This is a genomic window from Neisseria yangbaofengii, from assembly GCF_014898075.1.
GTDB lineage: Bacteria > Pseudomonadota > Gammaproteobacteria > Burkholderiales > Neisseriaceae > Neisseria > Neisseria yangbaofengii.
The window spans coordinates 167,752-190,077 of record NZ_CP062976.1; the positions used below are offsets into that span (position 1 = coordinate 167,752).

Below are 22,326 nucleotides of genomic sequence, written 5' to 3' on the forward strand. Positions count from 1 at the left end.
GTACAGAAAATAGGATACGATAATGAGCCAAGGCAAAATCGTACAAATTATTGGTGCCGTAGTTGACGTGGAATTTCCACGTGATGCTATCCCGCACGTTTACGATGCTCTGAAGTTGGACGAAACCGGTCTGACCCTGGAAGTGCAACAACTTTTAGGCGACGGCGTGGTTCGTACCATTGCAATGGGTAGTTCAGACGGCCTGAAGCGTGGTATGGCAGTCAGCAATACCGGTGCTCCGATTACCGTGCCGGTAGGCAAAGCGACATTGGGTCGCATTATGGACGTATTGGGTAATCCTGTGGACGAAGCCGGTCCGGTTGATGCCGCAGAATCCCGTGCCATTCACCAAGCAGCGCCTAAGTTTGACGAATTGTCGTCTGCGACCGAGCTGTTGGAAACCGGTATTAAAGTGATCGACTTGCTGTGTCCGTTTGCAAAAGGCGGTAAAGTAGGTCTGTTCGGCGGTGCCGGTGTGGGCAAAACCGTAAACATGATGGAATTGATCAACAACATCGCCAAAGCACACAGCGGTCTGTCTGTATTTGCCGGCGTAGGTGAGCGTACCCGTGAAGGTAACGACTTCTACCACGAAATGAAAGATTCCAACGTATTGGATAAAGTAGCCATGGTTTACGGCCAAATGAACGAACCTCCGGGCAACCGTCTGCGTGTCGCCCTGACCGGTTTGACCATGGCCGAGTACTTCCGTGACGAAAAAGACGAAAACGGCAAAGGCCGCGATGTATTGTTCTTCGTGGACAACATCTACCGCTACACACTGGCCGGTACCGAAGTATCCGCACTGCTGGGCCGTATGCCGTCAGCAGTAGGTTACCAACCGACATTGGCAGAAGAAATGGGCCGTTTGCAAGAGCGTATTACCTCTACCCAAACCGGTTCGATTACTTCCATCCAAGCCGTTTACGTACCTGCGGATGACTTGACCGACCCATCGCCGGCCACAACATTCGCTCACTTGGACGCAACCGTAGTATTGAGCCGTGATATTGCCTCTTTGGGTATTTACCCGGCCGTTGACCCGCTGGATTCTACTTCACGCCAGCTCGATCCGATGGTATTGGGTCAGGAGCATTACGACGTTGCACGCGGTGTTCAGTCTACTCTGCAAAAATACAAAGAATTGCGCGATATTATCGCCATTCTGGGTATGGACGAGTTGTCTGACGAAGACAAACTGGTCGTAATGCGTGCCCGTAAAATCCAACGCTTCCTGTCGCAACCGTTCCACGTTGCTGAAGTATTTACCGGTTCTCCGGGCAAATACGTTTCCCTGCGCGACACCATTGCCGGCTTTAAAGCCATCTTGAACGGCGAATACGATCATCTGCCGGAACAAGCTTTCTACATGGTGGGCGGCATCGAAGAAGCAGTCGAGAAAGCGAAAACCTTAAACTAAGGAGGCCGGCATGAGCATCATGCAAGTTGAAGTGGTCAGTAGCGAACAAAACATCTATTCAGGCGAAGCCAGCTTTGTAGTGGTTCCGACTGTGCAAGGTGAACTCGGTATTTACCCGCGACACGAGCCGATCATGAGTTTGGTGCGTCCCGGTGCATTGCGTTTGACCGTACCGGGTCAGGCTGAAGAGGTGTTGGTTGCTGTTTCCGGCGGTTTGTTGGAAGTGCAGCCTGAGAAAATTACCGTATTGGCGGACGTTGCTGTCCGCAGTGCGGAGATGGATCAGGAGCGCGCGGAACAAGCCAAGAAAGCGGCAGAAGACCGTATTTCTAAGGCGCAAGATGATGAATCTTTGGCCAAAGCACATGCTGCTTTGGCTGCAGCCATCGCCCAGCTCAAAACCTTGGATTATCTTCGTTCGCAAAAAAATAAATAAGCATCTTTGCTTCAAAAAAGCACGGTGGAAACCGTGCTTTTTTATTGCCTGAATTATGCCGGATAACAAGAAATTTTCCACTTTCTATAGCAAATAAACCTATTCTTCGATACAATTCCACCATGGCCTATTCAGAAGACTTCAAACAACCCGTACTCAAAAACTCCGTCAAGGATGGACGATTCGCAGAGCCGCAAAAGAATTCGGCATCGCCATCTCCACCATCACGCTTTGGAAACGCCCTCCGGCTCCTCAAACCCCTCCGAAGCAACGGAAAACCCGCAAAATCAGCGCCCAAGCACTGCTCGAAGATGTTGAGCGTTATCCCGATGCCTATTGCTATGAAAGAGCGCAACGCTTTGGCTGTTCCCATACCGCCATACACAAAGCATTAAAGCGATACAACATCAGCTGCAAAAAAAGACCAACCGCCACCCGAAAGCCAACAGAGGGCTCAGAAAAAACTTCCTGAAGTTACTGCACCGCTACATCCGCCGTAACCGTCCGGTTGTTTATTTAGACGAGAGCGGATTCAGAACATCCTGTTACCGGCCTTACGCTTATGCGCCAAAAAGCCGGCGCTGTTATGCGCTCCATGATTGGCAGGGACATCATCAGACCAATGCCGTCGGAGCGTTATTTCACGGCAAACTGTTTGCCGTCGGTTTGTTTGATTGCAGTATTGACCGCCGAATATTTGACGCTTGGGTGGAGCGGATTTTGATTCCGGAGCTGCCGCGAAACAGTGTGGTGGTAATGGATAATGCGACGTTTTATAAGGGGAGTGCTTTAACGCTTCTGAAGGAGAAAGGCCATACTGTGTTATGGCTTCCGCCCTATCGCCCTGATCTGAATCGGATAGAGAAAAAGTGGGCTTGGATTAGAGGTGTTAGGAATCGGCTGCGAATTACGGATGTGGATTGGCTGTTTCAGGTGTGCATCGATAAATAAGTTTATTTGCTATATGAAATGCCGCATTGTCCATCACCACTACACTTTTTGGTGGAAGTTGAGGTATCGGCAGCTGCTCTGTCCAAGTATCAAATATCCTGCTGTTGATGGCACAATCAAATAAACCGACTGCAAACAGTCTGCCTTCATACAGTGCACCAACAGCATTTGTTTGATGACATCCCTGCCGGTCATAAGTGCCGATACAGGGACGGCCTTTGGGTGCATAACCATAAGGGCGGTGAACAGAGACTCTGAATCCGCTTTCATCCAAGCAGACAATCGGGCGGCCTTTCAGATGAAAACGGTGTTTGCGTTTGATAAACCGTTTTCCGAGCCGGCTATCTGCTTTGGGATGTTTGTTAGTCTCTTTTTTGGCTGATACCGTATTTTTGTAATGCTTTATGGACGGCACTTTTGAACAGTTGAGCCGCTTTGCCCGTTCGGTACAATAGGCATCGGGGGATTGTTCGATATCCTGAAACAGTGCTTCTTTTGTGATTTTGAGGGGTTTTCTGTCTTTGGGATAGCCTTTGGGGATTAGATTCTTTTTCCATTTGAATACGGTATCGCTGCCGATGCCGGGTTCTTTAGCTACTTTACGGATGGAAAGACCTTGAGCTAGTTTGGCTAAGGCGAGGGTTGCGGAAGTCTGTTGAATAAGTCATAAAGGAAATTGTAATTTATATTGAGTGGATCGACTACACGCCTTCTGCTGTCCGGAATAAGTTTGTTACTGTATTTATAGCAAATAAATTTATTTATCGATACACATCTGAAACAGCCAATCCACATCCGTAATTCGCAGCCGATTCCTAACACCTCTAATCCAAGCCCACTTTTTCTCTATCCGATTCAGATCAGGGCGATAGGGCGGAAGCCATAACACAGTATGGCCTTTCTCCTTCAGAAGCGTTAAAGCACTCCCCTTATAAAACGTCGCATTATCCATTACCACCACACTGTTTCGCGGCAGCTCCGGAATCAAAATCCGCTCCACCCAAGCGTCAAATATTCGGCGGTCAATACTGCAATCAAACAAACCGACGGCAAACAGTTTGCCGTGAAATAACGCTCCGACGGCATTGGTCTGATGATGTCCCTGCCAATCATGGAGCGCATAACAGCGCCGGCTTTTTGGCGCATAAGCGTAAGGCCGGTAACAGGATGTTCTGAATCCGCTCTCGTCTAAATAAACAACCGGACGGTTACGGCGGATGTAGCGGTGCAGTAACTTCAGGAAGTTTTTTCTGAGCCCTCTGTTGGCTTTCGGGTGGCGATTGGTCTTTTTTTGTAGCTGATGTTGTATCGCTTTAATGCTTTGTGTATGGCGGTATGGGAACAGCCAAAGCGTTGCGCTCTTTCATAGCAATAGGCATCGGGATAACGCTCAACATCTTCGAGCAGTGCTTGGGCGCTGATTTTGCGGGTTTTCCGTTGCTTCGGAGGGGTTTGAGGAGCCGGAGGGCGTTTCCAAAGCGTGATGGTGGAGATGGCGATGCCGAATTCTTTTGCGGCTCTGCGAATCGTCCATCCTTGACGGAGTTTTTTGAGTACGAGTTGTTTGAAGTCTTCTGAATAGGCCATGGTGGAATTGTATCGAAGAATAGGTTTATTTGCTATACGTTTCGACACCAAATGGTCGCCCTTATCGCAGAATCAAAAGGCAACCGTTACCTGTTTGCCGCCATTGACAACTATTCCCGCGAGCTGTATGCAGCCGTTTTGCCTGACCGTACTGCCGCCGGTGCGGCCAAGTTGTTTTTGCATGATGTGATTGACTGTTGCTCGTATACCATTGAATGTGCCTACTCGGATAACGGTATGGAATATCGCGGTAATGTGTCCCATCCTTTTGCGGTTTCCTGTGTGCAAAACAATATCGGCGTATTGCCCGACCGCAGACCAACGGTAAGGCGGAACAGGTAATGGAGATGCGGCATGACAAGTTTCCGTTTGGGGATTCGGAACACGGCAAAAGGGGGCATTTTGTGAATTTTTATAATACGGTTAAGCCGCATAAGGGTTTGAAAAAGGATACGCCTTTCGAGGTTTTACAGGCTTATTTTTCTCAACCTGTTGTGTAAACAACGCGGTTGTTTCTTACACCTTATCATCAATAATCAATCAATAAAGATTATTTACTGTACATTGCCCACAAATCTTCTTGCAGATTCACCAATGGTTCGCCTTCTGCGGCTTGAACGCGGATATACGAGCCGTCAGGTTGCATTTCCCATGCTTTGGTGTTGTCTTCCAATGCCATGGTTAAACCTTCGCGAATCACACGCGCTTTCAGCGTTGGGTGCAGAATCGGCGTGGCCACTTCGATACGGCGGAAGCAGTTGCGTCCCATCCAGTCGGCGCTGGAAATATAGGTATCTTCTTTGCCGCTGTTGTAGAAGTAGAAAATGCGAGAGTGTTCGAGCTGGCGGCCGACGATGGAACGTACGCGGATGTTATCCGACAAGCCTTTCACTCCGGGGCGCAGAGTACACATGCCGCGCACAATCAGATCAATTTGCACACCGGCGGCGCTGGCTGCATACAAGGCTTCAATCACGGTCGGCTCAATCAAAGAATTCATCTTGGCAATGATTTTGGCCGGCTTGCCGGCGAGGGCGTTTTCCGTTTCCTGCCGAATGCTGCTGATGATCATCGGATGCAGCGTAAACGGGCTTTGGTAAAGTTTATTCAGACGGCCCGGTTTGCCTAGACCGGTGATTTCCATAAATAAGGTGTTTACATCGGCGGTAATGGCGGCATCGTCGGTAATCAAGCCAAAGTCGGTGTAGATGCGCGATGTGCCTTGGTGATAGTTGCCTGTGCCCAAGTGCGCATAGCTTTTCAGACGGCCTTCTTCTCGGCGGATAATCAAGGCCATTTTGGCGTGCACTTTGTAACCTAATACGCCGTACACCACGTGTGCACCGGCGTTTTCCAATTGCTGCGCCCAGCTGACGTTGTTGGCTTCGTCGAAACGTGCCATCAATTCGACCACTACGGTCACTTGTTTGCCCGCCAAAGCGGCGCGCATGAGGGCTTTAACCAATTCGGAATTGCTGCCGGTGCGGTAAATCGTCATCTTTATGGCCAACACATCAGGATCGCTGGCCGCCTCGCGAATCATTTGAACCACCGGGTCAAACGACTGGTAAGGATGGTGCAGTAATATCGGGCCTTGCCTGGCTAAATCCAAAACAGAGCCGTTTTTTCCCAATTTTTTCAGACGGCCTGCGCTTGCCGGCGATGCAAATTTCAAATCGGGGCGATCTACCAAATCGGGCACGGCATTTAAGCGCACCAGATTGACCGGCCCTTTTACCTGATGCACTTCGGACGGTTTTAATTTGAATTGATCGAGCAGGAATTGGCAGATATGTTGCGGACAAGTATCAGCCACTTCCAAGCGCACACCGTCACCGTATTCGCGGTCGCGCAATTCGCTCTGAATCGCGGTGCGCAGATTTTCCAAATCATCGTCGTCAACGGTCAAATCGCTGTCGCGCGTTAAGCGGAATTGGTGGCAGCCTTTGACTTCCATGCCCAAAAACAGCTTGTGCACATGCGCGTGCAAAATAGACGACAGAAACACAAAGCCTTCATTGCCATCGCAAATTTCAGACGGCATTTTCACGACGCGCGGCAAAATGCGCGGCGCTTGCACAATCGCCATGCTGGATGGGCGGCCAAACGCATCCGTGCCTTCCAGTTCTACTGCGAAATTGAGGGATTTATTTAATACGCGCGGGAAGGGATGCGACGGGTCAAGGCCGATGGGCGTCAAAATCGGCATCAATTCGTTGTCGAAATATTCGTTAATCCATTTTTGCTGCCCGGGCGTCCAAGTGTGGCGGCGGTAGAAATGGATGCCTTGCTTGGCCAATTCCGGCTGCAACACTTCGTTAAACAATGCGTATTGTTCTTCAATCAAGGCGTGTGCCTGCACAGAAACATCTTCAAGCGTTTCAGACGGCGTTTTGCCGTTGTCGAGCACAATATGCGGACGGAGTTTTTGGTCGCGTTTCAACGAAGCGACGCGCACTTCGAAAAACTCATCCAAGTTAGATGAAACGATGCACAAAAAACGCAAACGTTCCAACAGCGGTACGCTCGGATCTTGCGCTTGTGCCAATACGCGGCGGTTGAATTCGAGCAGGCTCAGCTCGCGGCAGAGAATACGGTTTTGGCCGGGCATAATTTTCCCCTGTTTGGGCATAAAATAAAGTCATTCATCGAATATCAGTATAGCGCGTTTTCAGGGCGGTGTAACCGTAGCCGGTTGAGTTTGAATAGGCGCTAAACGGCAACGGGCAAGCATACCCAAGCTGTGTGAATCTTTGGTGACAGGCCGTCTGAAACGCGGATGTTTTCAGACGGCCTAAATAGGTAGGTAAAACGGTGTGTTCGTGCCGGCCGGAAAATTCCTTTACAATGATTGAAATCTTTCCATTGCCAATGTTTTGTAATTTTTTCAGACGGCTTCATTGTGATTCATAGGCCGTCTGAAAGTGACGAGAGTAACCTGATGAATACATCCCGAACGCACCGATCCGCTGTCTTATCGCTCGGATTTTTATTGTTTGCCGTGGTCGTGTTGGCTGCCAACTTGCGCGCGCCTTTAGTGGCTTTGGGGCCAGTGGTCGGCTTTATCTGTGATGAACTTGGTGTATCCGGCTCGTTTATGGGCGTGGTTGCCGCCTTGCCGCTGCTGGCATTTGCCCTGTGTTCGCCCTTGGCCGCCGGGTTGGCGCAGCGTTTCGGCATTGAAAACGTGTTAATCGGTTCCATCGTGCTGATGATGGCGGGCATTGCCCTGCGCTCGGCGTATCCCTCCGCCGCGTTGCTGGTGTGGGGGACAGTCATCTTGTCTGCTGCGGTTGCGATGGGAAATGTGCTGCTGCCGGCTTTGGCCAAACGCAACCTGCCGACGCGGGTCAGCTTGGTGGTCGGTACGTTGTCGGCGGCGATGTCGGTGTCGGCTACTTTGGCGGCGGCATGGGCGGTGCCGTTGGCGCAATGGCAGAATTGGCGTTGGTCTCTGGGCGTGTGGTGGCTGTTTGCCGCTTTTGCTTTGGTGGTATGGTGTTTGGCACGCAAAAACCTGCGTACTAATGCGGTAGAGACACCGCAACAGCTTTCGGACGGCCTGAATGTATGGCTCTCGCCAACGGCATGGTGTATCAGCGCGTTTATGGGTATTCAGTCGCTGATGTTTTATTCGGTGGTGAGCTTTTTGCCGTCGGTGTTGGTCGAAAAGGGTATGACTGCTTTGGCGGCGGGCGGGTACAGTTCGCTGTTGCAAGTGGCTTCATTGGTAGGGGCATTGTCGATTGCCGCGCTGTTGGGCAAAACGTATAAAACGCAGCAAGTCATTTTAGCCGCGGCGTTGATTTTAACTGTCGGTATTGCCGGCATTTGGTTGGGCAATAAAGCGAGCATATGGCTGTGGGTGGTATGCACCGGATTTGGTGCCTCAGCCGTGTTTTCAGCGGCATTGATGCTGTTTGCCCTGCGCACCGATTCGCCACAACAGGCCGCTTCTTTGTCGGGTATGGCGCAGGCGGTGGGCTATTTGATTGCGGTTGCCGGGCCTTTGGGCATGGGTGTGCTGTATGACGTGTTCGGCTCTTGGTCGGCATCGATGGGCTTTTTGACCGGCTTGATGGCGGTGGAGTGCCTGCTGGCTTGGTTTGCCGCCAATCCGAAAACGCTGGCGCAAATGAAAAAGCATTCATAGGCCGTCTGAAAGGCGGCAGGTTGTTTTTTATTCCGAAACAACGGCTTTTTGCTATAATGCTCCGTTTGACATCTTTGCTTTCCGGTTGAGTGAAAGCAATTAACAGTGCAACACCACACTTTAAAGGATAAAAAATGGGTTTTTTGCAAGGTAAAAAAATTCTGATTACCGGTATGATTTCCGAGCGTTCGATTGCTTACGGCATCGCCAAAGCGTGCCGTGACCAAGGCGCGGAATTAGCGTTTACTTATGTTGTTGACAAATTGGAAGAGCGCGTGCGCAAAATGGCCGCCGAATTGGGCTCTGATTTGGTCTTCCGTTGCGATGTCAACAACGATGCCGAAGTAGAACAAGTGTTTGTCGACTTGGGCAAAAGCTGGAACGGCTTAGACGGCTTGGTGCACGCTATTGCCTTTGCGCCGAAAGAAGCCTTGAACGGCGACTTCCTCGACAGCATCAGCCGCGAAGCTTTCAATACCGCGCACGAAACCTCTGCCTACAGCCTGCCGGCATTGGCGAAAGCCGCCCGTCCGATGATGAAAGGCCGCAATTCCGCCATCGTGGCGCTGAGCTACTTGGGTGCCGTGCGCGCGATTCCGAACTACAACGTGATGGGTTTGGCCAAAGCCAGCCTGGAAGCCGCTATCCGCTTTACCGCTTCTGCCGTAGGCCGCGAAGGCATTCGTTGTAACGGTATTTCTGCCGGCCCAATCAAAACCCTGGCCGCTTCCGGCATTGCCGATTTCAGCAAGTTGTTGAGCCATGTAGCTTCGCAAAATCCGCTGGGTCGCAACGTAACCATCGAAGAAGTGGGCAATGCCGCCGCATTCTTACTGTCGGACTTGGCTTCGGGCATCACCGGCGAAATCACTTATGTTGACGGCGGCTACAGCATCAATGCCTTGAGCGTGGAAGAATAATAGTTACAATAGGCCGTCTGAAAAGTGGTGTGAAAAAGTAACACCCTGATTTCAGACGGCCTTTATTTCATACGAGTGGCATGTTATCCCCATTATTTGCAGGGTAAATACAAAATTTAACCCTTGTCAAAAAAAATTAACAAATAAAGCGTTATCATGCCAGACTTTGATTTAAAATCAGAGATTTATTAACACAGTTTTCAGGAGGTTAAGCAATGTCTATTGCATCAGAATTTAAAGAGTTTATTATGCGCGGCAACGTAATCGACTTGGCAGTCGGTATGGTTGTCGGCACAGCGTTCAGCGGTATCGTAAAATCATTGGTTGACGACGTGATTATGCCGCCAATCGGTATTTTGATCGGCGGTGTGGATTTCTCTAACCTGTTCATCACCTTGAAAGAAGGCGTTCCGCCGGCAGGTGAAGCCGGCTACGCCACTTTGGAAGCGGCTAAAGCTGCCGGTGCGGTAACCGTAAACGTCGGTTTGTTCATCAATACCTTGATCAGCTTCCTGATTATTGCCTCTGCAATTTTCTGTGTGGTGAAATTGTTGAATTCAATGAAAAAAGCCGAAGCCCCTGCTGAAGAAGCACCGGCCGAACCGTCTGAAGAAGTATTGTTGTTGCGCGAAATCCGTGATTCTTTGAACAAATAATCATCGGTTTACAGTTATCAAAAATGCCGTCTGAAATTATTTTCAGACGGCATTTTTGTTTGATTAAGATTACTGAATCCGTTGTGCCTCTTCACGCACGGCCGACACTACATTGGTACCGAATAAAGCGTTGACATCGGTTTCGTCGAATACATATTTTTCATGGCAGAAATCGCAATCGACCGCAATGCTGCCTTGTTCTGTCACCACGCCGCCGACTTCTTCGCCGCCCAACATCAGCAACATATCGCTGACTTTACCGCGCGAGCAGGTGCAGGCAAATTCGATGTTTTCCGGCTCGAACACGCGTGGCGGCGTTTCGTGGAACAGACGGTACAACACATGTTGCGCGTCTAAGCCGGTCAATTCATCAGCGGTCACGGTTTGCGCCAAGGTGCTGACGTGGTTCCATACCTGCGCATCGATTTCTTCTTCCGGCAGGCGTTGCACCAGCAAACCGCCGACGCTGTCGTCGGAGGCGGCCAGCACGATATGCGTGTCGAGCTGCTCGGAACGTTTCATGTAGTTCATCAGCATTTGAGCAATGCTGTCACCTTCCAGCGGCACCACACCTTGCCACGGCTCGGCATCTTTCGGTTGCAGGGTCAGCACAAATACGCTGCTGTCGCCCAATAAATCGGTCAGACTTTCATCATCGGCGATGCCGGCGTGTTCGTCCCAACGGGCGGTCGCGCGTACGGTTTGCTCGGAAGCAGCTTCCACTACCAACATTTTCAGACGGCCTTGACCTTGCACCTGCACAATCAATGTACCGTCGATTTTCAAGTTACTCGACAGCAACGCACCGGCAGCCAGCAATTCGCCCAACGCGCGGCGGATGGCGGCAGGATAGTGTTTTTGTTTCACGATGTGTTGCCAAACATTTTCCAGGCGGACATGTAAACCGCGCACCGGCATATCGTCGAAGATAAAGCGTGTGCGGGTGTCGGCAGGGGAGATGGCAGCAAGATTCTGTGTGGTCATAATGTTTCTCTGTTTGGATAAGCAATTCACCGCTATATGGTTGCGCTTGTGGATAAATCAAGGCCGTCTGAACGCAAAATACGTTCAGACGGCCTTTCTCATCGCATATACTTCAATGCCGCCCCGAGCGCCAAATCGACCACATAATCCACAAGCTGTTGGCAAAGGCGAGCAGGTAGCCGAAGAAGCCGATAAATTCGGGGCCGGTGTCTATGCTCATGACGATGGATGAGCCGATAATCAGCGCGGCGGTGACGATGCCCATGGTTAGGCGGTTGGCGGCACGGTCGATTTGCTGGCTGAGTTGGTCGAAGCGTTTGAAATCGAGCGTCACACCCATTTGGCCTTTTTGCAGGCGGCGGCTCAAGCGGAACAGGTTTTGAGGCAAATCGTCCGCGGCTTGCAATAGGGTTTGCATGTGCATTTTGCTTTTGTGCAGAATGTGTTCGGGCGAGGTGCGTTCTTTGAACACGGTGGTGACGATGGGTTTGGCGCGCTCGAGCAATTCGATTTGGCCGTCAAGCCGTTTGACTACGCCTTCGAGCGTAATCAGCGTTTTAAACAGCATTACCAAGTCTGCCGGTAGGGTCAGGCCGTGGCGGCGCATGATTTGGGTGATGTCGTTGATGACTTGGCTGATGCGCAAATCGCGCACCGGCGTGTGTTCGTAGTTGAGCAGCATTTCCAATACATCGGCACCGAGCAGGTTTTCATCGGGCAAATCGCCTTCTGCCCAGTTGCTCAACACATATTGCATGGTGAACTGGTCTTTGTGGGCGAGCGCGTTAATCAAATCGATGATTTCACGACGGCGCGTGCCGCTTAAGTGGCCGACCAAACCGAAATCGATAAAGGTAATGCGGCCGTCTGAATTGATGAAGATATTGCCCGGATGCGGGTCGGCATGGAAGAAACCTTGTTGCAGTATCATGGTAAACAAGGTATCGGTGATTTGTGTGGCCAAGCGGCTGCGCACTTCCGGCTCGAGCGTGTCGATATCGATGTTTTTCAGCAAAGTGTCGCTGATGTGTTCCTGCACCAAAATCAGGCGGTTGGATAATTCGGGGTAAACTTTCGGCACATGCACCGATTCATGCTGCTCAAATGTTTTGCCGAAACGCTGCATATAGCGCAATTCGACCGATAAATCGGTTTCTTTGGCCAAGCTGCGGGCGAAATACTGCACCATATGTACCGGCTGGTAGCGGCGCATTTCGGGAATTTCCGATTCAATCAGACTGGCGATGTGGTTGAGAATGCGCAAATCGGCCTGAATCACGGGGTCGATATCGGGACGTTTGATTTTTACCGCCACAGTTTCGCCGTTGAGCAACACCGCCTGATGCACTTGGGCAATCGAAGCGCTGCCGATGGGGTGGGGCCGGATGGATTTGAATATCTCTCTGACCGGCCGTCCCAGCTGCGATTCAATCAGCTTGTGAATATTGGTGACCGGAATCGGTGCCACATTACTTTGCAGCCGCTCAAATTCTTCAATCCATTCCACGCTGAAAATATCCACACGCGTCGACAACACTTGTCCGAGCTTGATAAATGTCGGGCCGAGTTCTTCAAATGCCATGCGGAATCGGCGCGGCGTGCTCAAATAATGACTGTCGGGGTCGGCTTTTTTGCGGTCACTCTGATGCGCGAGCTTAATGCGCTGTACAAAGCTGCCCAAACCGTGTTTGGTCAGAATGGTAATAATCTCGCGCATACGCGAAAGATCGCGCATCGCCAGCAGGGTGGGAATCATCATTTTTTCTGCTTGTAAAATTTGTTTATAAACAATATATTAACGCAATATAACCGTCACTTTTTTGCCAAGAGGACGATTTTTTAATACAATCAAACAGATAACATTTAAGATACAGCATAACATAATAAAACAGACAGCATATAGGGCTTGTTGATGCCGCATGCTTTATCTGAATCTGAAAAATACCGACTTTCTGCTGCACATGACTGCAAGCTTTTCAGCTTGCCGTTATTTTTTACCGAGTGCCGATAATTTTTCAAGCTAAGCGTCAACACTTTAAAGAGGCCGTCTGAATATTTGGAAGTAAGGAATGAACCGTTTCGCAAAATTGACGGCGTTATTGGCTTCGGCCTGTATGCTGTTTTCCGCCATGAGCATGGCGCATGCTGATGATTTGGAAAATATGCTGAATAACCGACAGCAGATTCTCAATCAATTTAACCAAGATGCCAACAGCAACGCCGGCCTCCCGTTCGTGCCCATCCGTGTCAATCCGCCTTCAGCCGGGCAATCATCAGACGGCGCCGACGAATTGATTAAAAGTGCCATGGGTTTGCTTGGTGTGGCTTACCGCTACGGCGGCACTTCCGCCCGCACCGGCTTTGACTGCAGCGGCTTTATGCAACATATTTTCCGCCACACCATGGGTTTGAACCTGCCGCGCACGTCTGCCGAGCAAGCCAAGATGGGGGAACACGTCAACCGCAGCGATTTGCAGCCGGGTGATATGGTGTTTTTCCGCACTATGGGGCGCGGGCGTATTTCCCACGTCGGCCTGTATATCGGCAACAACCGTTTTATCCATGCGCCGCGAACGGGTAAAAGCATTGAAATCATCAGCCTGAGCAATAAATATTGGGGGGCGAAATATGCTTTCGGCCGCCGTGTGAAGAAACACGATCCGTCACGCTTTTTAAATTAAACGAAGGAAACGCCGCAGTATGAGTATGCCTGAAATGCCGAAATGGTACGGCGACGACGGTCAGATTGTGTCCTGCACCGAAAAAGTAAAGGTCATGAACGAAAACATGAGCGAGCTGTATCAAATGGCACAAGATGCGTTTGAAGATGCGCTGCTGATGGGGTGCGGCGAAGCGCAGTTGCGCGAATATCTGAAGGCCTTGATGGAAGGCTTGGAAAACCCGTACCGCTGAATTTACAGATAAACAAACGGTATTCGTAAAGAATGCCGTTTTACGTTTCAGACGGCCTGAAAATGAAAACAGGCCGTCTGAACAATATGGAATTGAAACTCATATCTTTCAGACGGCATCAACTTCCACCCGGCCTGAAAAGCCCTTTTCAAACGAAAGCCGTAAAAAAACCTGCGAAACGCCGTGATTCCCTTTTCAGACGGCCGTGCTCGCGTTATGATTAACGCCTTAATAAGATCAAATCAACAGACTGCCGCCCGATTTCAAACGGCATCTGTTTTCCCGCTTCCCACAAAGGCCGCCTGAAAATTCAGGCGGATAAAGGATTATCATGAACATCATCGGCGCTTTGCTCATCGTTTTAGGCTGTTTGGCCGTGGGTGAGGGCGTGGTATTGTTTTTCGGCATCAAGCTGCCGGGCAGTATTGTCGGCATGGGTGTTTTGTTTGGCCTGCTGAAACTGGGCCGGGTCAAGGTGTCATGGTTGAAGCAGCTTTCGGATACCTTGATGGCGAACCTGACCCTGTTTCTCGTGCCGCCGTGCGTAGCGATTATCAGCTATTTGGATTTGATTGCCGATGGCTGGTTTCCGATTTTGACGGCAACGGTATTGAGCACGCTGTGTGTGCTGCTGGTGACGGGCAAAGTACACGAATGGGCGCGGAGGCTGATGTAATGGAAATCTTCCGTACGCCGAGCTTACTGCTGTTTCTGACGCTGGCGGTGTTCGGCTTGGCCAATATTATCCGCGTGCGCACCGGCAATGTGCTGTGTAATCCGGTGCTCATCAGCACCGTGGCGATGATTGCCTACTTAAAGCTTTTCCGAATCGATTACGAGGCCTACCACAATGCCGCACAGTATATTGATTTTTGGCTCAAGCCTGCGGTGGTGGTGTTGGCGGTGCCGCTGTATTTAAACTGGGAGAAAATCCGCAACCAATGGCTGCCGATTTTGCTCTCGCAATTGGCGGGCAGCGTTACCGGCATTGTGACCGGCGTGTATTTGGCCAAATGGTTCGGCGCGAATAGGGAAGTGACCTTATCGCTGGCGGCTAAATCCGTTACCAACCCGATTGCGATTGAGATCACCAAATCCATCGGCGGCATTCCGGCAATTACCGCGGCCACAGTGATTATTGCCGGCTTGTTCGGGCAGATGGTCGGCTATAAAATGCTGCACGTCGGCACGGTGCACAAACCTTCTTCGGTCGGTATGTCGCTGGGCACCGCTTCTCACGCGATGGGTATTGCCGTATCGATGGAACACAGCCGCCGTATGGCCGCGTATGCCGGCTTGGGCTTGACGCTCAATGGCGTGTTAACCGCGTTGATTGTGCCGGTGTTGATGCCGTTTTTGGACATTTGAATGCAAGAGATGACGGTTCAGACGGCCTTTAAAACAGGATGTCTGAAAAATATAGTGGATTCAATATAATAGGCGCAGATGGAGATATTGCGCCATTGATTAACGATTCCAAAATTTCCTACAAGGAGCGAGAAAATGGCAGTGAATCTTTCCGAACGACACGAAGACGAATTGTTGTACATCGACGGCGTGCAGGTATTTGTCGGTCAGGCCGGTGTCAAAAAGCCGAATCACGATGATTTGACGCTGATGGTGCTGACCGGCAAAAATTCCGTCGGTGCCGTATTCACGCAAAACCGTTTCTGCGCCGCGCCGGTGCACATCGCCAAATCGCATTTATTTGATGACGACGGCGTGCGTGCGCTGGTGATCAACACCGGCAACGCCAATGCCGGTACAGGTGTGCAAGGCCGCGCCGATGCGGTGGAAGTCTGCGCTGCTGTTGCCCGTCAAATCGGCTGCAAAACCACCCAAGTGCTGCCGTTTTCCACCGGCGTGATTTTGGAGCCGCTGCCTGCCGATAAAATCATCGAAGCCCTGCCGCGCGTGAAACCGGTGCATTGGAGCGAAGCCGCCCGCGCCATCATGACCACCGACACCGTTCCCAAAGCCGCCAGCCGCGAAGGCAAAGTCGGTGAAAACCACACCGTGCGTGCCACCGGCATCGCCAAAGGCAGCGGTATGATTCACCCCGATATGGCCACCATGCTCGGCTTTATCGTCTGCGATGCCAACGTGTCGCAACCGATTTTGCAGCTAATGACCAAAGAAATCGCCGATATGTCGTTCAACGCCATCACTGTTGACGGTGACACCAGCACCAACGACAGCTTCGTCATCGTCGCCACCGCCAGAAACGGCCAAAGCCAAATCGACAACACCGCCGACCCGCGCTACGGCCAGCTCAAAGCCCTGCTCGGCGGCCTGGCTTTACAACTGGCGCAAGCCATCGTGCGCGACGGCGAAGGTGCGACCAAATTCATTACCATCGAAGTGGATAACGCCGCCGACCGCGGCGAAGCACGCAAAGTAGCTTATGCCATCGCCCATTCGCCATTGGTGAAAACCGCTTTCTTCGCCAGCGATCCGAATCTCGGCCGCCTGCTTGCCGCCATCGGTTATGCCGGTGTCGAAGACTTGGACACCGACAAAATCAAAATGTGGCTCGGCGGTGTCTTGGTGGCCGAACAAGGCGGGCGCGCCGAAAGTTACACCGAGGAGCAAGGCCAAGCCGTGATGAACCAAGACGAAATCACCGTGCGCGTGAGCCTCAACCGCGGCCAAGCCAAAACCACTGTATACACCTGCGACTTCTCGCATGATTATGTGACGATTAATGCGGATTACCGTTCGTAATGCCGGTGTGAATAATGAAGGCCGTCTGTTGTTCAGACGGCCTTTTTTTATGATTCAAAATATTGGCAGCTTAAGATGACGCGAGTTTCATCACAATCACACCCGAGATAATCAGTGCGGTGCCGAGCCAGCGGCCGAACGAAGCGGGGTCACCGAAGAATACCACGCCGACGGCAAATGCACCAACGGCACCGATGCCGGTCCACACGGCATAGGCCGTGCCCATCGGAATGTTTTTTTGCGCCAGAAACAGCAGAAAGCCGCTTACCCCCATAAAAATCACCGCCAAGGTGATGCCTTGCCAACGCCAGCCGGCGTGTTGGGCGAGTTTCAAACCCAGCGGCCAGCCGATTTCCATCAAACCCGCGCAAATCAAATAAATCCATGCCATGTTTATTGTTCCTGTGTGTGTCGGGCAACGGTTTGGGTAAAGCGTTGCAGTTCCTGAATGAAGTTTTCGGCTTGTACGTCGCCGAAGTCCCGGATGATGCTTTGCTCGATATGGCGTAATTTTTCGATAACGGGCGAGGCGGCAGTTTGCCCCCGTTCGGTTAAATGCAGCGTTTTGCCGCGTTTGTCGTTGGGATCGGGAGAAAAACTCAGCCAGCCTTGTTCGGCCAATTGGCGGCAGGCGGAGAAGACGGTTTGCTTGGGCAGGTTCCAATGCGTGCAAATAGTTTTTTGCGTGCAGTCGGGATAACACACCACGCCGTATAACACCGCGAGCGTGTTGTAGCTTAAGCCGTATTGTTTCGCCCATTGCTCGTAAAGTCGGGTCGAGTGCGCCATCAGGCGGCCGATGTCGTCGATAAAGTTCATTATTTGGTCTGAAATATGACTAATTTGGCGGAATTATAGTAATAATTCGGACTGATAGCAAGAATATTTGCGGCATGATTTTTTTTAGGCCGTCTGAAAAAAGTAGCGCTGTGGATATTTTCAGACGGCCTAAAGTATTATTTTCCAATAAAAGGCCGTCTGAAACCCTGTTGACAATAATCCTTGCTATACTTTTGTTTTTCAACGTAATGATGTTTTCAACCCCACTCAAATTACCGAAACCATGCCGAAAAAGAAATCCCTTGGCTATCGAATCGCCCACAAACTCAAACAAACCGAGCGGCTTTCCCGTAAAACCATGTCGTTCGTCTTCCTGCTGGCCGGCTCTGCACTGGTGGCGCTGACGGCGCTGCTGTTTGCGCACATGGCCGAATATGCGCTTGATTTGAACGCGTATCTGGTGCAGGAATACACTTGGTTTGCGTGGGTGGCCTTGCCGCTGGGTTTGCCGCTGATTGTTTGGCTGACGCGCCGTTATGCGCCTTACACCGTCGGCAGCGGTATTCCTCAGGTGCTGGCGTCATTGAGCCTGCCGCACGGCGCGCAAAAAACGCGGCTGATTTCGCTCGGGCAAACTTTACTGAAAATTCCGCTGACTTTTCTCGGTATGCTGGCCGGTGCGTCCATCGGTCGCGAAGGCCCGTCGGTGCAGGTCGGTGCGGCAGTGATGACGGCGTGGGGTTCGTGGTGTAAGAAACACAATCTTGCGTTTAAAGGCATGCAGGAAAACGATTTGATGGCTGCCGGTGCGGCCGGAGGTTTGGCGGCGGCGTTTAATGCGCCTTTGGCCGGTGTGATTTTTGCGATTGAAGAGCTGGGGCGGGGCGTAATTTTGCGCTGGGAGCGGCAAATTCTGCTCGGCGTGTTGGCGGCGGGTTTTATCCAAGTCGCAATTCAAGGCAATAACCCGCACTTTTCCGGTTTTCACGGCAGCGAATTGGGCAATATGCTGACGTGGGTGCTGGCTGTGGGTTTGTTGTGCGGCGTGACCGGCGGTCTGTTCGCGCGCATGCTGTATAAAGGTGCGGCATCGTATGCGCCGGAGAAAATCCGCGGCTGGATTCGCCGTCATCCGCTGATGTTGGCTGCCATCATGGGACTGCTGCTGGCGGTTTTGGGTACGCTTTACCAAGGCCAAACTTACGGCACGGGCTATCATGAAGCTTCGGGCGCATTGCGCAGAATGTACGATGCGCCGGTGGGCGTGGCGGTAGCAAAATGGCTGGCGACGGTATTTTCTTATTGGGCGGGCATTCCGGGCGGTATTTTCACGCCGTCGCTGACCATCGGCGCAATGTTGGGCGAACATATTGCCGCCATCGGCCAATTGGAAAGCGGTGTCAACGTGGTGGTGTTGTTGTGTATGGCCGGATTCTTGGCCGGAGCGACCCAATCGCCGATTACCTCGAGCGTGGTGGTAATGGAAATGACCGGCGGCCAGAATTTATTGTTTTGGATGCTGATTGTGTGCATTTTTGCATCGCAAGTGTCGCGCCAATTTTCACCAAGACCGTTTTACCACTTGGCCGGTATGCGCTTCCGCCAACGTGTGCAGGAAGAATATGCCGGGCAGAATAAAGCAGGGCAGGAAAAGGCGGAAGCCAAGCAGCGGGACGTGGTGCCGAGCGAACCGGTTCAAATTCAAGTGGAAAAAACAGAGCAAGAGAATGTGGCAAGTGCGCAAGTAGAAAACCAATCGCCAGAAGCGAAGCCGGATACGGAATCTGCTGTGCTGAATGCGCCACCGGATAAAAATTGAAAATCGTAGGGCGATGTCAACCCGATGCTGTAAATAAACAATATAATCAATAAGATAAAGGCCGTCTGAACATTCAGACGGCCTTTCTTGTCATGCTTCCGAAGTAGTTGGTTCTTTCACTTGTTCCCCATTCCAAGGCGCGACTTTAAACAGCAGCAGCATACCCGGTACGGCCAAGAAGAAACACAGCCAGAAGAAATTCACATAGCCCAGCCATTCGATGAGATAGCCGGTGGCGGCGTTGATAAACGTGCGCGGTACGGCCGACAAGCTGGTGAACAGCGCCAATTGCGTGGCGGTAAACGCGGGGTTGGTTTCGCGTGCCATGTAGGCCACAAATGCGGCTGTGCCCAAGCCCACGCCGACGGCTTCTGCGCCAATCACACCGGCCAGCATGATGCGTTCGGCGGCGGTAACTACTTCAAATTTGCCGAATCCGGCCAACCACACAAAACCCAAAATCGTCACAATCTGCACCAAGCCGAACAGCCACAGGGCTTTGTTGATGCCCAGCTTCAGCATCCAAATGCCGCCGATGATGCCGAAAATCACGGCAGGCCACAGGCCGGCGTTTTTGGCGATGATGCCGATGTCGGTTTTGCTGTAGCCCATGTCAAGATAAAACGGCGTGGCCAATGCGGTGGCCATGCTGTCGCCGAGTTTATAAAGGAAAATAAACGCCAACACCAACAAAGCCTGTTGCACGCCTTTGCGCGTAAAAAATTCGCGGAAGGGCTCGACCACGGTTTGTTTGAAGGTGCGCGGCGCACTTGGCGGCAATTCCGGTTCGCGTGCTAAAAACAGCGTCATCAACAAGCCCGGAATCATAAACAGCGCGGTGACGATGAACACATTGTGCCACGGCATCATGTCGGCCAAAATCAGGCTGAGCGAGCCGGGAATCAGTGCGGCGATGCGGTAGGCATTGACGTGAATGGCATTGCCCAAGCCCAATTCGCTGTCGGGTAGGATTTCGCGGCGGAAAGCGTCCAATACGATATCCTGACTGGCCGAGAAAAATGCCACTACCACCGACAGGCCCATGATAATCGCCATGTGCTGATGCGGATTCAAGAAAGCATAAGCCATCAAGGTGGTCAGCAAACCGATTTGCGTCACCAGCATCCAGCCGCGCCGGCGGCCGAGAAACGGCAGGCGCACGGCATCCATCACCGGCGACCAAATGAATTTCCAAGTAAACGGCAGGCCGATTAAGGCAAACAGGCCGATGGTTTTCAAGTCGATGTGTTCGCTGCGCAGCCATGCCGGAATCAGGTTGATGAGAAAATACAGCGGCAGGCCGGACGTAAAACCGGTGAAAATACAGATCAGCATGCGGCGCGAGAAAATCTGCTTGAGCGTGCTTTTTTGAGGTGAAGTCATGGCGTGTTTCTAATGATTTAATTAAGGCGGTATTGTAACAAAATCAGTTACATTGCAGGCCGCCCGAATGCAAAGGTTTTGAGCGGTGCCGTGCGGTGCCGTTAAGCTGGCAAAAGGCCGTCTGAAACTTTGATTTGCGTTTCAGACGGCCTTGCCATATCCGGCGATCAGTTGCGCAAGCCCAATACGTCTTGCATGTCGAACAAACCTTTTTGGCTGCTTACCCATACGGCGGCGCGCACGGCGCCGGCGGCGAAGGTCATGCGGCTGCTGGCTTTATGGGTAATTTCCACACGTTCGCCGTCGGTGGCAAACAGTGCGGTGTGGTCGCCGACAATGTCGCCGGCGCGCACGGCGGCAAAACCGATGGTCGACGGATCGCGCGGGCCGGTGTGGCCTTCGCGGCCGTAAACGGCGCATTCTTTCAAATCGCGGCCGAGTGCGTCGGCAATCACTTCGCCCATGCGCAAGGCCGTGCCGCTTGGGGCATCGACTTTATGGCGGTGGTGGCCTTCGATGATTTCGATGTCGTAGCCTTCGTTTAACACGCGCGCAACGGTGTCGAGAATGTGGAAGGTCAGGTTTACGCCCACGCTGAAGTTGGCGGCAAACACCACGCCGATTTTTTTACCGGCAGCCTTAACCGCCGCTTTGCCTGCGTCGTCAAAACCGGTGGTGCCGATGATGATGTTCACGCCTTGTTCCACACATTTTTGCAGGTGTTTCAAGGTCGGCTCGGGGCGGGTGAAGTCGATTAACACATCGCTTTGTGCCAATACGGCATCCACGTCGTCGGTGATGGCGATGCCAGTTTTGATGCCGATGGCGAAGCCGGCATCCAAGCCCAATGCTTCGGAAGCAGAATGCTCGATGGCACCGGATAACACGGTATCGGGGTGGTTGTTCACCGCCTCAACCAGTACTTTGCCCATGCGGCCGTTGACGCCGGCGATGGCCACTTTTAATGCAGTCATGAGTATTCCTTAAAATTATTGTGCGGCCGGGGCGGCAGCTTCGGCTGCGGCTTTTTGTTCCGCCTGCAATGCTTCGATGGATTTTTGGATGGCGTTGCCTTCCGCTTTCACCAAGGCATTGTTTTGAAAATGCAAGGTCAGGTTGGATTGGTCTTTAATCATGCCGTTGCGGCTGGTGTTGAAGGTGTAGTCCCAGCGGTCGGCATGGAAGGCATCCTGCAACAAAGGCGTGCCCAGCAGCAGCTGCACTTGGTCGCGGCTCATGCCCGGTTGCAAAGATACAACGGCGCGCGGATCCAATTTGTTGCCTTGCACGACTTGTAATTTGTAAGAAGGGAAAAGGGATACGCGCTCGGCAGAACAAGCTGCCAAACCCAGCAGGGCGGCCAAGGCCAGACATAAGGTTTTATTCACGGTGTACCTTTCTATCGGAATCGGAAAAAGAAAACGCCATCATCGCTTGAATAAGTTTAAAAAGCAAACGATAATCATCTTCAGAGTGGAAATTTAGGAAGATTGCCCCATACTGTATTGAGATAATGAAGATAGTTTATTGAAAACCTTTATAATCTCATAGTGGGCAAGTGGCCTAAAAGTGCGTATTATAACGGTTATTAGACCACGGG

At 51.7% G+C, this 22,326-nt stretch carries 23 protein-coding genes and 3 pseudogenes; 14 read left to right on the forward strand and 12 right to left on the reverse strand.

Annotated features, from left to right (window positions below; all coding sequences use genetic code 11):
- The first annotated feature begins 22 nt into the window (after nucleotides 1-22).
- The 4 genes from atpD (at nucleotide 23) to H4O27_RS13495 (ending at nucleotide 2,807) form a co-directional block, all read left to right on the forward strand.
- Nucleotides 23-1,420 carry a F0F1 ATP synthase subunit beta gene (atpD, locus tag H4O27_RS00920; protein WP_165010968.1) on the forward strand — a complete coding sequence of 466 codons (1,398 nt, stop codon included), beginning with the start codon at nucleotides 23-25 and terminating at the stop codon, nucleotides 1,418-1,420.
- A gap of 10 nt (nucleotides 1,421-1,430) precedes the next feature.
- Nucleotides 1,431-1,856: a F0F1 ATP synthase subunit epsilon gene (locus H4O27_RS00925; RefSeq protein ID WP_165010966.1), complete on the forward strand. Its 426-nt coding sequence runs from the start codon at nucleotides 1,431-1,433 to the stop codon at nucleotides 1,854-1,856.
- Nucleotides 1,857-1,965: 109 nt separating this feature from the next.
- Entirely contained in the window at nucleotides 1,966-2,328 is a 363-nt protein-coding gene (locus H4O27_RS13490) for an IS630 transposase-related protein (protein ID WP_226883468.1), read from the forward strand.
- A gap of 17 nt (nucleotides 2,329-2,345) precedes the next feature.
- Nucleotides 2,346-2,807 (forward strand): transposase, encoded by a 462-nt coding sequence (locus H4O27_RS13495; RefSeq protein ID WP_226883470.1) that lies wholly within the window; start codon nucleotides 2,346-2,348, stop codon nucleotides 2,805-2,807.
- On the opposite strand, the gene H4O27_RS13270 is transcribed toward H4O27_RS13495, so the two are convergent.
- The 4 genes and pseudogenes from H4O27_RS13270 to H4O27_RS00955 form a co-directional block, all read right to left on the reverse strand.
- Entirely contained in the window at nucleotides 2,764-3,081 is a 318-nt protein-coding gene (locus tag H4O27_RS13270) for a transposase (RefSeq protein WP_165011138.1), read from the reverse strand. The genes H4O27_RS13495 and H4O27_RS13270 overlap by 44 nt on opposite strands.
- 105 nt (nucleotides 3,082-3,186) lie before the next feature.
- Nucleotides 3,187-3,468 (reverse strand): annotated as a pseudogene (locus H4O27_RS13500) (IS630 transposase-related protein); the annotation flags it as partial.
- 96 nt (nucleotides 3,469-3,564) lie between these two features.
- The gene (locus H4O27_RS13505; RefSeq protein WP_193004373.1) at nucleotides 3,565-4,152 is read right to left on the reverse strand and encodes a transposase; all 588 of its coding nucleotides are present in this window, start codon (nucleotides 4,150-4,152) and stop codon (nucleotides 3,565-3,567) included.
- Entirely contained in the window at nucleotides 4,044-4,394 is a 351-nt protein-coding gene (locus tag H4O27_RS00955) for an IS630 transposase-related protein (RefSeq protein WP_193004297.1), read from the reverse strand. Before H4O27_RS00955 ends, H4O27_RS13505 begins: the two co-directional genes overlap by 109 nt.
- Nucleotides 4,395-4,428: 34 nt before the next feature.
- Between H4O27_RS00955 and H4O27_RS13440 the strand changes: the two are divergent.
- Nucleotides 4,429-4,894, forward strand: a pseudogene (locus tag H4O27_RS13440) (transposase family protein); the annotation flags it as partial.
- 50 nt (nucleotides 4,895-4,944) lie between these two features.
- Here the strand turns inward: H4O27_RS13440 and ppk1 are convergent.
- The gene (gene ppk1, locus H4O27_RS00965; RefSeq protein WP_165010168.1) at nucleotides 4,945-7,005 is read right to left on the reverse strand and encodes a polyphosphate kinase 1; all 2,061 of its coding nucleotides are present in this window, start codon (nucleotides 7,003-7,005) and stop codon (nucleotides 4,945-4,947) included.
- Between the two features lie 330 nt (nucleotides 7,006-7,335).
- Between ppk1 and H4O27_RS00970 the strand changes: the two genes are divergently transcribed.
- The 3 genes from H4O27_RS00970 (at nucleotide 7,336) to mscL (ending at nucleotide 10,123) form a co-directional block, all read left to right on the forward strand.
- Nucleotides 7,336-8,547, forward strand: coding sequence for an MFS transporter (locus tag H4O27_RS00970; protein WP_165010170.1), 1,212 nt, complete (start codon nucleotides 7,336-7,338; stop codon nucleotides 8,545-8,547).
- Between the two features lie 134 nt (nucleotides 8,548-8,681).
- The gene (fabI, locus tag H4O27_RS00975) at nucleotides 8,682-9,467 is read left to right on the forward strand and encodes an enoyl-ACP reductase FabI (protein WP_165010172.1); all 786 of its coding nucleotides are present in this window, start codon (nucleotides 8,682-8,684) and stop codon (nucleotides 9,465-9,467) included.
- Nucleotides 9,468-9,682: 215 nt separating this feature from the next.
- Complete coding sequence (mscL, locus tag H4O27_RS00980) at nucleotides 9,683-10,123, forward strand: large conductance mechanosensitive channel protein MscL (protein ID WP_165010174.1); 441 nt, start codon at nucleotides 9,683-9,685, stop codon at nucleotides 10,121-10,123.
- Nucleotides 10,124-10,192: 69 nt separating this feature from the next.
- On the opposite strand, the gene hslO is transcribed toward mscL, so the two are convergent.
- Together hslO and H4O27_RS00990 are read right to left on the reverse strand one after the other, a co-directional pair.
- The gene (hslO, locus tag H4O27_RS00985; RefSeq protein WP_165010176.1) at nucleotides 10,193-11,107 is read right to left on the reverse strand and encodes an Hsp33 family molecular chaperone HslO; all 915 of its coding nucleotides are present in this window, start codon (nucleotides 11,105-11,107) and stop codon (nucleotides 10,193-10,195) included.
- A gap of 112 nt (nucleotides 11,108-11,219) precedes the next feature.
- Nucleotides 11,220-12,866 (reverse strand): ABC1 kinase family protein, encoded by a 1,647-nt coding sequence (locus H4O27_RS00990; RefSeq protein WP_165010178.1) that lies wholly within the window; start codon nucleotides 12,864-12,866, stop codon nucleotides 11,220-11,222.
- A gap of 310 nt (nucleotides 12,867-13,176) precedes the next feature.
- Between H4O27_RS00990 and H4O27_RS00995 the strand changes: the two genes are divergently transcribed.
- The 5 genes from H4O27_RS00995 (at nucleotide 13,177) to argJ (ending at nucleotide 16,744) form a co-directional block, all read left to right on the forward strand.
- Complete coding sequence (locus H4O27_RS00995; RefSeq protein ID WP_165010180.1) at nucleotides 13,177-13,788, forward strand: C40 family peptidase; 612 nt, start codon at nucleotides 13,177-13,179, stop codon at nucleotides 13,786-13,788.
- Nucleotides 13,789-13,807: 19 nt separating this feature from the next.
- Nucleotides 13,808-14,020: a hypothetical protein gene (locus H4O27_RS01000; protein ID WP_165010182.1), complete on the forward strand. Its 213-nt coding sequence runs from the start codon at nucleotides 13,808-13,810 to the stop codon at nucleotides 14,018-14,020.
- A gap of 331 nt (nucleotides 14,021-14,351) precedes the next feature.
- On the forward strand, nucleotides 14,352-14,696 hold the full coding sequence (locus H4O27_RS12875; RefSeq protein ID WP_165010184.1) for a CidA/LrgA family protein: 345 nt from the start codon (nucleotides 14,352-14,354) through the stop codon (nucleotides 14,694-14,696).
- Nucleotides 14,696-15,388 (forward strand): LrgB family protein, encoded by a 693-nt coding sequence (locus H4O27_RS01005; protein WP_371870280.1) that lies wholly within the window; start codon nucleotides 14,696-14,698, stop codon nucleotides 15,386-15,388. The genes H4O27_RS12875 and H4O27_RS01005 overlap by 1 nt, the downstream gene beginning before the upstream one ends.
- A gap of 135 nt (nucleotides 15,389-15,523) precedes the next feature.
- The gene (argJ, locus tag H4O27_RS01010) at nucleotides 15,524-16,744 is read left to right on the forward strand and encodes a bifunctional glutamate N-acetyltransferase/amino-acid acetyltransferase ArgJ (RefSeq protein WP_165010188.1); all 1,221 of its coding nucleotides are present in this window, start codon (nucleotides 15,524-15,526) and stop codon (nucleotides 16,742-16,744) included.
- Nucleotides 16,745-16,814: 70 nt separating this feature from the next.
- Here argJ and H4O27_RS01015 read toward each other — a convergent pair whose 3' ends face one another.
- Both H4O27_RS01015 and H4O27_RS01020 read right to left on the reverse strand, forming a co-directional pair.
- Nucleotides 16,815-17,135 (reverse strand): DMT family transporter, encoded by a 321-nt coding sequence (locus H4O27_RS01015; protein WP_165010190.1) that lies wholly within the window; start codon nucleotides 17,133-17,135, stop codon nucleotides 16,815-16,817.
- Between the two features lie 2 nt (nucleotides 17,136-17,137).
- Entirely contained in the window at nucleotides 17,138-17,563 is a 426-nt protein-coding gene (locus tag H4O27_RS01020; protein ID WP_165010192.1) for a MarR family winged helix-turn-helix transcriptional regulator, read from the reverse strand.
- Nucleotides 17,564-17,807: 244 nt separating this feature from the next.
- On the opposite strand from H4O27_RS01020, the pseudogene H4O27_RS01025 reads away from it, so the two are divergent.
- Nucleotides 17,808-19,214, forward strand: a pseudogene (locus H4O27_RS01025) (chloride channel protein); the annotation flags it as partial.
- 219 nt (nucleotides 19,215-19,433) lie between these two features.
- Here the strand turns inward: H4O27_RS01025 and H4O27_RS01030 are convergent.
- From H4O27_RS01030 to H4O27_RS01040, 3 genes are all read right to left on the reverse strand, one after another.
- A complete protein-coding gene (locus H4O27_RS01030) occupies nucleotides 19,434-20,726 on the reverse strand; it encodes an AmpG family muropeptide MFS transporter (protein ID WP_193004302.1) in 1,293 nt (430 codons plus the stop codon).
- A 167-nt stretch (nucleotides 20,727-20,893) separates the two neighbouring features.
- A complete protein-coding gene (gene dapB, locus H4O27_RS01035) occupies nucleotides 20,894-21,700 on the reverse strand; it encodes a 4-hydroxy-tetrahydrodipicolinate reductase (RefSeq protein WP_165010194.1) in 807 nt (268 codons plus the stop codon).
- Between the two features lie 15 nt (nucleotides 21,701-21,715).
- The gene (locus H4O27_RS01040; RefSeq protein WP_165010196.1) at nucleotides 21,716-22,114 is read right to left on the reverse strand and encodes an outer membrane protein assembly factor BamE; all 399 of its coding nucleotides are present in this window, start codon (nucleotides 22,112-22,114) and stop codon (nucleotides 21,716-21,718) included.
- Between the last annotated feature and the right edge of the window lie 212 nt (nucleotides 22,115-22,326).